This is a genomic window from Rhodococcus sp. CX (assembly GCF_015865005.1).
GTDB lineage: Bacteria > Actinomycetota > Actinomycetes > Mycobacteriales > Mycobacteriaceae > Rhodococcus.
Genome location: NZ_JADZGH010000041.1, coordinates 97,295 through 105,619, shown reverse-complemented (window position 1 = coordinate 105,619; position 8,325 = coordinate 97,295). Strand labels below are relative to the sequence as shown.

Genomic DNA, 8,325 nt, shown 5'->3' with positions numbered 1-8,325 from the left:
GGACTGCGTCGCACCCAAGCCCCGCGGCCTCACCTGGGAGCAGGCCGCGGCACTTCCCCTCGTCGGACTCACCACCTACCGCGCCCTGTTCACACGCGGCCGCCTCCGCGCCGGCGAAAACCTCCTGGTCCTCGGCGCAGGCGGCGGCGTCGCGACCATGGCCGTGATGCTTGCGGCCGCCGTCGGCGCGCGTGTCACAGTAACCTCGTCGTCGACGTCCAAGATCGAGCAGGCTCGAGAACTCGGCGCGGCGAACGGCGTGTTGTACACCGATCCTCATTGGCCGGACGCCGCTCGCCGACTCTCACCCCACGGCCAGGGCTTCGATCTCGTCCTGGATTCCGTCGGGACATGGGAACAGTCCGTTACGGCATTGCGGCCGGGCGGTCGACTGGTCGTGCTGGGCGCGTCACGCAGCGAACGCACCACCCTCGATATTCGCCCGTTCTACTTCGGACAGTACGAATTGATCGGGACCACGATGGGCAGCCCCCACGACTTCGAGGGTCTTCTCCGGCTGCTGGACACCGAAACCGTTCCCCCCCTGCCGATCAGTGCTGTGTTTCCTCTCGCCGAAGCGGCCGCCGCACACAAGTACCTCGAACAGGGAAGCGGGTTCGGGAAGATCGTGCTCTCACACAGCTGAGAGCCGTTCGGCCACCGGCAGCCGACACGCGTCCGGCTATCATCGATCCGGCACGTCGGCTATCGATGCGAGAGACGCGGTTCGGCGGCGACGAGAGGATGCACAGTGGCGAGTGAGCACTCGACGCCCGCCGACGACAGTCGCGACGTGATCGACTGGATGCGCGCCGAGTGGACGGAACGACGGGATTCGGCCGAACTGGAATTCGCCACCACCATGGCCCTGTTTCGCACGCATCAGTGGATCGTCCGCGCCATGGACGGGGAGCTGCGCTCACTTCGATTGTCGCGCAATGCCTATCTCATCCTGACGTCGCTGCAGCTGTCCGAGGAGCGAACCCGCACACTGGGAAAGCTGAGCAAGTACCTGATGGTCCATCCGACCACGGTGTCGATGGCGGTCGACCAGCTCGTGAAGGCCGGTTTCGTCGAACGCCATGCCCATCCGACAGATCGCCGGACCGTCCTCGCCACTCTCACCCCGGCGGGCCTGGACGTGGTCGAGGAAGCGAACGATCGCCTCGCCGGAGCCCGGTTCGGTCTCGCGTCGGTCGACACACAGACTCTCGAAACCTTGATCGCACATCTGCAACTCGTCCGCCGCGCCGTCGGCGACATCGAGACCGGCCACTGACCGGCTGAAATTCGCGCGGCCGCAGCAGCCGAATGCCGCACTCCTGTGCATCCCACACCTCTTGCCAGAAACACTTTGTCGCCCTACTATTCAAACCTAGAATTCTTTCCGGCAGGGCACGGGTCGACCCCGGGTTCCATTGCGCGTCAGCGCTTCCCTCGCCGCGATCACCCCAGTCGAGTCCCCGCACAGGAGCACACTCCGATGGTTTCCTTCGCATTCACCGACGAGCACGAAGAGTTCCGAAAGACGCTGGCAGCGTTCAGCGACCGCGTTCTCCTGCCCGGCTACCGCGACCGCGCAGCGTCGACGGAATTCCCCTTCGACATCCTGCAGAAACTCGGCGACATCGGCCTGCTGGGCATCGGACTACCCGAGCAATACGGCGGAACCGGCACCGAAGATCCCATTCTGCTCGGAATCGCCACCGAGACTCTCGCGTACGGCGACGTGAACATGGCGTCGGCTCCCGTACAGATCGGCCTGGTCGCCTCCCAACTGGCGCTCTGCCGGGACGAGGTCCAGGACCGCTACCTTCCGCCGCTGATTCGCGGTGAACAAACCGTCGCCATCGCCCTGACCGAGCCAGGCTCGGGATCCGACGCGAGCGCCCTTCGCACCACCGCCACCGCCGTGGAGGGCGGGTGGCGCCTGAACGGGGAGAAGACCGCGATCTCATGGGCGATGAACGCCACCGCGGCACTCGTCTACGCCCGCGAACCCGGATCGGAGCGGGCACGAGGCGTCAGCTGCTTCGTCGTCCCGCTCGACGCGGACGGAGTCACCGTCAGCCACATGCCCGGCATGGGTTGCCTCCCGCTGGGTTGGGGAAGCATCCACCTCTCCGATGTCTTCGTCCCCGAATCACATCTCGTCGGGGAACTCGGCAAAGGCTTCCACTCGGTGATGGAACACTTCGACTTCAGCCGTGCCGCCCTGGGGCTGATGTGCCTCGGAGCCGCGAAGCAGAGCCTCGAGGAGGCCGCCGAATACGCCCAGCAGCGGGAAACCTTCGGACAACCACTGTCCGAGCACCAAGGCCTCGCATTCCAATTCGCCGAGCACGCCACTTATCTCGAGGGTGCCCGCTGGATCTGTTATCGGGCGCTGTGGCTCAGGGAAACCGCTCAACCACACACCGCCCTCGCGTCGATGAGCAAGTGGTGGCCACCTGTCGTGGCCAAGAACGCGATCGAGTTCGCGATGCGGGTACACGGAAATCTCGGCTACTCGACCGAATCACCTCTGCAGCAGAGATACCGCGACGTCACCGCCTATCTCGTCGCCGATGGCACCGCCGAGATCCAGAAGCGCATCATCGCCAAGGACATCTTCGCCCACGGCACGGTATCCCTCTGACCCGAACCTCGAACGGAATAACACGAATGAACACACATGGCACTGCAGCACCGAAGGAACTGAAGGACAGCAGCGCACTGGTGGTGGGAGGCACGGCCGGAATCGGCCTGGCGACCGCGGTAGGCCTCGCTCAGGCCGGCGTACCGCGCATCATGATCGTCGGCCGCGGATCGGAACGCGGATCTGCTGCCCGAGAGCGCATTTCGTCTGCCAACTCGTCGTGCGAGGTAACATTCCTGTCCGCCGACGCGACCACCGTCGAGGGCGCCACACACATCGCGGCCGAAGCCGAACGGATCCTCGACGGTGTCGACATCCTGGTCTCGACGACGGCCGCAGACACCCGGCCGGAACTCTTCGCGAACATCCCCACCGACGACATCGCACGCATCTTCAACCAACTCGCACTGCCGTGCATGTACCTCGCGAGCGAGATCGTCCCGCACATGACAGCACGGAAGACCGGGGTGATCATCAACGTCGCCTCGGATGCCGCGAAGACCGCCACCCCCGGCGAAGCGGTCATCGGAGCGGCCAAGGCGGCGATCGTCATGTTCAGCCGGACCCTGGCCATCGAAGCCAAGCGCAACGGGATCCGAGTCAATGTTCTGACCCCGTCGCTCGTCGCCGGCACCGGTTCGACCGAGCGAATCACATCCGACGGATTCAGCGCCAAACTGTTTGCCAAGGCCGCCCAGCAAGCCCACCTCGGCGTCCCCGAATCCGAAGACCTGGCCGCACTCGCAGTCTTCCTCGCCTCCCCCGCCGCACGACGGCTCACCGGACAGGCGATCAGCGTCAACGGAGGAATTTCCGCAGCCTGAGAACTACCCCCGGGGGACACACCCATCCAGACGCCTCATCCCATCGAGGCAATTCCTTCACCCTCGAGGCTGAGATCGCTTCCGAACAGTTCATTTCCCCCATTCCGCTCGAGAACATGGTTCGACCAACAACTTCCGTCCACTTCCGCCCACGAACAGGGCACCCTAAAGCAAGGATCCGCACATGGACGTCGTGGAGCACACACGGGCAATCCTTCCCGAGGACCGCTACAGCGCGAACACGCTGCACGCGTTCCGATCGAACGGTTACTGGCGTGACGAGAGCCTGACCGAACACGTCGACCGATGGACGGAGACAGACCCGGATTTCGTCGCCGTCACCGACGGCTACAGCACGCTCACCCGCGGCGAACTTCGCGCACAGGCATATCGGCTGGCGGCGTCACTGAGGAAACTCGGCGTCGCCCCCGGCGACCGGGTTCAGGTGCAGCTGCCGAACTGGAACGAATTCGTCGTCATCTATGTGGCCGCAGCCCGGATCGGCGCTGTTGTGGTGCCCACGATGCCGGTCTACCGGCACGACGAGGTGCGCTACGTCCTCCAGCACTCCGGAGCCAAGGTCTCCTTCGTCACGGAAGAGTTTCGCAAGTTCCGCTATGCCGACATGCTGGCGGAGATCCGTGGCGAGCTGCCCGGGCTCGAGCACGTCGTCGTCGTACGTGGATCTGCACGTGCCGATGAGCTCGCATTCGAATCACTGATCGCCGGAAACCATGTGCCCGGCCCCGACGAACTCGGATCGCCGCCGCCGGCGGATGCCGCTCACGCGATCATCTACACCTCGGGCACGGAATCACGCCCGAAGGGCTGCCAGCACACGTTCAACACCCTGTCCTTCACCGTCTACGGTCTCGGTCGCGAGGTGATGGGCCTGGGCCCCGACGATATCGTCTTCATGCCCTCCCCGGTCACGCATGCAACCGGACTCGCCGTGGGCGTGGCGACACCGTTGATCCTCGGGAGCGGAATTCACCTACTCGACGTGTGGGAACCCCACGAGGGACTTCGACGCATCGCCGAGTACAGGACAACGGTCAGCATGGCCGCGACACCGTTCCTCCAGATGGCACTCGGGGCGATCGAAGCAGGCGCGGCTCACGACCTGAGCTCGATGCGACTCTGGGTGAGCGCAGGCGCCCCGATCCCGGAAACCCTACTGCGGGATTGGAAGACAGCGCTCCCTGACTGCACCCTCCTTCCGGTATACGGCAGTAGCGAGGGACTGTTGGTGACCGCCGTGCGTGTCGACGACCCCGTCGAGAAAGTGCTCTCCTCCGACGGGCGGGCCTTCGAGGGTGTCGATCTCGAAATCCGCGACGACGCGGGTACCGTGCTGCCGGCCGGCGAGGAAGGCCAGATCTTCTACGGTGGACCGGGTATCTTCCTCGGATACTGGCGCGATCCCGAGCGCACCGCCGCGTCGATCGACCACCGAGGGTTCCTCGCGTCCGGTGATCTCGGCCGCGTCGACGCGGAGGGCTTTCTGCGGGTCACGGGGCGCATCAAGGACCTCATCATCCGGGGAGGCATGAACATTTCCGCGCGGGAGGTGGAGGAGCACCTCTTGGCACATCCGCGGATCGTCGCAGCAGCGGCGGTGGCGATGCCGGACGCCCGACTCGGCGAGAAGGTGTGCGCCTTCGTTGTCGTCGACGGCGATGCACCGACCCTGGAGGAGGTGGCCGACTTCCTCCGAAACGAACGTAAGGCCATGATGCAGAAGATCCCGGAGAAGCTGGTGGTCGTGGATCAACTCCCCACCACCGCGACCGGAAAGATCCAGAAATTCCTCCTCCGCAAGCAGGCAGCCGAATTGGCTGCCGACGCCTGATCGGCTGCCGCCGCCCGCGGAGGCACATGCCGACAGAGACCGGTCGGCTGCCTACCGCGGGTACCGGTAGATGGCTTCGGACCGATTCGCCGCGCCCAGTTTTCGAAGAATCTTCTTGACGTGTGTCTTCACCGTGAAGATGCTGATCACCAGTTCCTCGGCGATTTCGGCGTTGGACGCACCCCGAACAACCAATGCGAAGACCTCGCGTTCACGAGCAGTCAGGCAGTCGATCGCCGGCGCATCCGGGACCTCGTGGGTGTTTCCGGTCGGCAGGGCGGCCCACCGGGTGGAGTTCTCGTCGACGAAATGCACATCGGCATACCCGAGACGCTCGACTTCCCTCGCCTCCTGCTGCAATCGTTGGATTATCAGAGCCTTCTGTTCGCTGAGACGATCAGCGAGCATCACCCGTTCGAACAGCGTTCCGGAAGTCCGCGCGAATGCGTCGATCACCTCTCTGTCCACTGCGTCCAATGGCTCACCGGCGACACGACTTCCGTGCACGAGCCCGATCACCCCGGCCGACACGGTGATCGGAGCCACCACATACGCGCTCGATGCGAGCATCTGCACAGCCTCGTCGGTCGGCCCGATGTCGGTGTCCGATCCGACGAGCACCGCTGCCCCTGTCTCGCATGCCCGGTCCTCGGCGGAGCCGGAAGTGAGGGGCAGGGCGTGCGGCGAGAAAACTGTCTGCTCTGCCCTTTCCTCGCTGTACAGTTCCAGCACCGTCCACGTTCCGTTGTGTACTTCGGACAACAGTATTCGGTCGAGGTGGGCAATGTGTGCCAGCTCCCGGCAGATGAGCTTGCGGAGACCGGCGACCGACTCGGCTCCGCGAAGACGACGCATCGCTCCGGCAAACTCGTCGGGCGAGAATTCATGTGCCGGTTCGGAATACTGCGTGCGGATTCGCCACCGCAATTCCTGGAGATCAGCAATGAGACGACCGAGTGACCGCCGCCGCTCGGGGCCGAGTGCTGTGAGCGCAGCGAACGCAGATTCGGTGGCTGCATCGAGCAGCGCTACACAGGTGCCGGGAAAATCCGGCCGAGCCTTGTAGAGCCGCAGATCGATACCGTAGTCGTTCCCCAGCCGGTCGAGGAGGTCGATCACAGCCTGTGGCAATCCGCGTTCGGCCACCGCCCGGGAGGTTGTCTGCCCCTGCGATTTCTGTCTCATCGCTGTCGTCGAGCCTGGCTCGAGTAGAGGGCAGCCGCGGCAGCGCGCGTCGGTACGTGCAATTTCTTGAGTACTGCCTTCACGTGCGACTTCACGGTTCCCTCGGAAATGACCAGCGCTTGGGCGATCTGGCTGTTCGTAGCTCCTGTCGCGAGATACGAGAGGATCTCGCGTTCCCGAAAGGTCAGCACCGAGTTCGGTTCGACCATCTGGCGGTCGTCGGGCTTGCCAACGGCGCCGTCCGCCGTTACCTCGGCACGACGGGAGAGAATCGCGTCGGCCTTCGAGATCCGATCGAGCATGTCCTGAGTTTCGTCGAACGACTTCTCGATCCGTGCACGTTGCAGTTGGAGCCGTTGCTTCAGAACGGCCTGCTCGTAGATGATCGCCAGAACGGTTGCGAAGGTGTCCAATCGATCTCGATCACTCGGGTCGAGCGCATCGCTCGACCCGGGACGATCGGCATGGAGCAGCCCGATGACTTTTCCCCCGGACATCACCGGTGCAGCGACGTATGCCGACGTCCGGGATGCACTGACCAACTCCCTGTGGGTGCGCCGATCGTCGGCAGGGGCGGCAACCAGCGCCGGAACCCGGCGGCGTACCAGCTCGGTTTCCAGGGGCGCCTCCGCCAGCGACAGTTCGGTGGAGGCGATGTAATCGGAGAAGTCGAGTGGGGAGCCGTCGAGTTCAGGCCGTAGATAGAGGCGACGCGGCTGCCAGCGGGAGCCCGACACGGCGGAGATCAACGAGCGCGTGAACGCCAACTTGGTGCAGACGATGCTCGGTGCCGACTCGATGATCTCGCGCGGCGGAAGCTCCCGGAGTTGGACGGCGACGTCGTGGACCGCGCCCAGCTCCGCAACCCGACGGACGGCCTCTTCCTTGGCGAACTGCTCTTCCAGGTGTTCGATGTCGACGAGGATTCGACATGCGTCCTCGATGTCCGCTCCGGCTATCCGTCCCTCGGTCAGCGCATCGGCGAGCCTGCGCCGCGCCGTGGCCAACGACGCCGCCAGGGCAGAAGGGCGCGGGTCGCAGGGTTGGTCGCCCAGCAGTTTGCCTGCCGTGCCGAGGCATTCGGTGGCTCGCTGGAGGAGATGCGTCGAAGTCGTCCGGCTCACCGTCACCCTGCACCCTCGACCTTTCTCGTCCATGCCGCCGACTCCTTCTTGTGACTGAAGTCACTCGGAAGTATAGCCAGCCCGGAGTACCCAGTCCAATGGTATGACCGATGAGGGGGCACCGCAGGCAGCGCCCCACGAGTGGAGGAATCGACAGCCCGGAGACCGGGCGCTCTCGCTGCGCCCGCGCAGTGTTCTCTACCGTCCGGGCAGCAAGCAGATATGCCTCACAGAGATGATGCGAACCGTCGCCGGAGTCCGATGCCGCGCCGGTCGGCGACCCCGGGCCGGAGACCCTTTCCGCGCCGACAGCCGGACCTCGCCACCTCGCTCACGCCACACGAAGCCCTATTCCAATCGGACAGAGCATTTTGGACTGTCCTTTACATTGGCCAGTCCATATGGTGGCATGTGTGACGGGGACCACTTCCCGCGGGGCCCGCTGGTGGCATCGCCGCCAACCATCGAAAGCAATCGACAGGAGCTTCCATGAGCACAGTCGGCACGACTGGGTTGCAGGCGCCCACACGGCACCTGAACCGCTGGTGGTATGTCGCCACCGGCTTTCTCACACTGCTGTTCGGCACCAGCACGGTCAACGTCCTGTTCAACATCCTCGGCAAGCCCATGACCGAGGAGTTCGGCTGGGACCGCAGCATCATCGCCAACGGTCTCTCCATCGAGACGGTGATGGTCGGTGTC

The 8,325-nt window shown here is 64.6% G+C and carries 8 protein-coding genes and 1 pseudogene; 7 read left to right on the top strand and 2 right to left on the bottom strand.

The window, feature by feature from the left end; all coding sequences use genetic code 11:
- The 5 genes from I0Q12_RS04215 to I0Q12_RS04195 form a co-directional block, all read left to right on the top strand.
- On the top strand, positions 1–646 hold a 646-nt coding region (locus I0Q12_RS04215), incomplete at its 5' end, for a zinc-binding dehydrogenase (protein ID WP_231609971.1).
- Between the two features lie 105 nt (positions 647–751).
- On the top strand, positions 752–1,279 hold the full coding sequence (locus tag I0Q12_RS04210) for a MarR family winged helix-turn-helix transcriptional regulator (protein WP_197250731.1): 528 nt from the start codon (positions 752–754) through the stop codon (positions 1,277–1,279).
- Positions 1,280–1,483: 204 nt separating this feature from the next.
- Complete coding sequence (locus tag I0Q12_RS04205) at positions 1,484–2,638, top strand: acyl-CoA dehydrogenase family protein (RefSeq protein ID WP_197250730.1); 1,155 nt, start codon at positions 1,484–1,486, stop codon at positions 2,636–2,638.
- A gap of 26 nt (positions 2,639–2,664) precedes the next feature.
- Complete coding sequence (locus I0Q12_RS04200; protein ID WP_197250729.1) at positions 2,665–3,462, top strand: SDR family NAD(P)-dependent oxidoreductase; 798 nt, start codon at positions 2,665–2,667, stop codon at positions 3,460–3,462.
- A gap of 184 nt (positions 3,463–3,646) precedes the next feature.
- On the top strand, positions 3,647–5,314 hold the full coding sequence (locus tag I0Q12_RS04195) for an AMP-binding protein (protein ID WP_197250728.1): 1,668 nt from the start codon (positions 3,647–3,649) through the stop codon (positions 5,312–5,314).
- Positions 5,315–5,365: 51 nt separating this feature from the next.
- Here the strand turns inward: I0Q12_RS04195 and I0Q12_RS34605 are convergent, their stop codons facing one another.
- Together I0Q12_RS34605 and I0Q12_RS04185 are read right to left on the bottom strand one after the other, a co-directional pair.
- Positions 5,366–6,499 carry a LuxR C-terminal-related transcriptional regulator gene (locus tag I0Q12_RS34605; protein WP_197250727.1) on the bottom strand — a complete coding sequence of 378 codons (1,134 nt, stop codon included), beginning with the start codon at positions 6,497–6,499 and terminating at the stop codon, positions 5,366–5,368.
- Entirely contained in the window at positions 6,496–7,266 is a 771-nt protein-coding gene (locus I0Q12_RS04185) for a LuxR C-terminal-related transcriptional regulator (protein ID WP_231609970.1), read from the bottom strand. The genes I0Q12_RS34605 and I0Q12_RS04185 overlap by 4 nt, the downstream gene beginning before the upstream one ends.
- Positions 7,267–7,326: 60 nt before the next feature.
- Between I0Q12_RS04185 and I0Q12_RS31930 the strand changes: the two genes are divergently transcribed.
- Positions 7,327–7,677, top strand: a complete 351-nt coding sequence (locus I0Q12_RS31930; protein ID WP_231609969.1) for a hypothetical protein — start codon at positions 7,327–7,329, stop codon at positions 7,675–7,677.
- Positions 7,678–8,112: 435 nt separating this feature from the next.
- Positions 8,113–8,325 (top strand): annotated as a pseudogene (locus tag I0Q12_RS31925) (MFS transporter); the annotation flags it as partial.